A 634-nucleotide genomic window follows, 5' to 3' on the forward strand; every position below is an offset into this window, starting at 1 on the left:
ATTTTTATTAAGTTAAAGAACGGATTCAATTGCAGCGGTCATTTTCAATGGAGAAGTTTGTGGTGCAAATCGTTCGATTACTTTGCCATTTCTATCAATCAAAAATTTAGTAAAATTCCATTTTATTGCTTTAGTGACAGTACCAGGAGCTTCATTTTTAAGATAAGTAAAAAGAGGATCTGTATTTTTTCCATTTACGTCAATCAATTGATGCATAGGGAAGGTAACGCCATAAGTGGTTTTACAAGCTTCTGCTGCTTCAGTCGCTGAATCTAGCTCTTGTTTAAATTGATTGGAAGGAAAGCCTAAGATAACCAGACCTTGTGTCTGATAAGCTTGGTAAAGTTCTTCTAATTGTTTAAATTGAGGTGCTAGACCGCATTTTGTTGCAGTGTTAACAATGATTATCGGTTTGCCTGCATATTTTTTCAATGAATAGACAGTGCCGTCTTCTAAAGTAGTTTCAAAATTATAAATAGACATAAAGTTTTCTCCTTTCTATTTTATATAATAAAAAGAGCGCTAAACTGAAAACTAGCTATTTGTTTTCCCGTTTAGAACTCTTTTCAGACAATAAATATTTAATAAAATACGAAGATAAGATAGCTATATTGCTTCTCATCTTTACGTTCTT

At 32.2% G+C, this 634-nt stretch carries 1 protein-coding gene; it reads right to left on the minus strand.

Annotation, left to right across the window (positions count from 1 at the left end; all coding sequences use genetic code 11):
* Positions 1-12: 12 nt before the first annotated feature.
* Complete coding sequence (locus RG571_RS12020; RefSeq protein ID WP_002319321.1) at positions 13-483, minus strand: glutathione peroxidase; 471 nt, start codon at positions 481-483, stop codon at positions 13-15.
* Between the last annotated feature and the right edge of the window lie 151 nt (positions 484-634).

It is taken from the genome of Enterococcus sp. FR204, from assembly GCF_031143325.1.
GTDB lineage: Bacteria > Bacillota > Bacilli > Lactobacillales > Enterococcaceae > Enterococcus_B > Enterococcus_B faecium.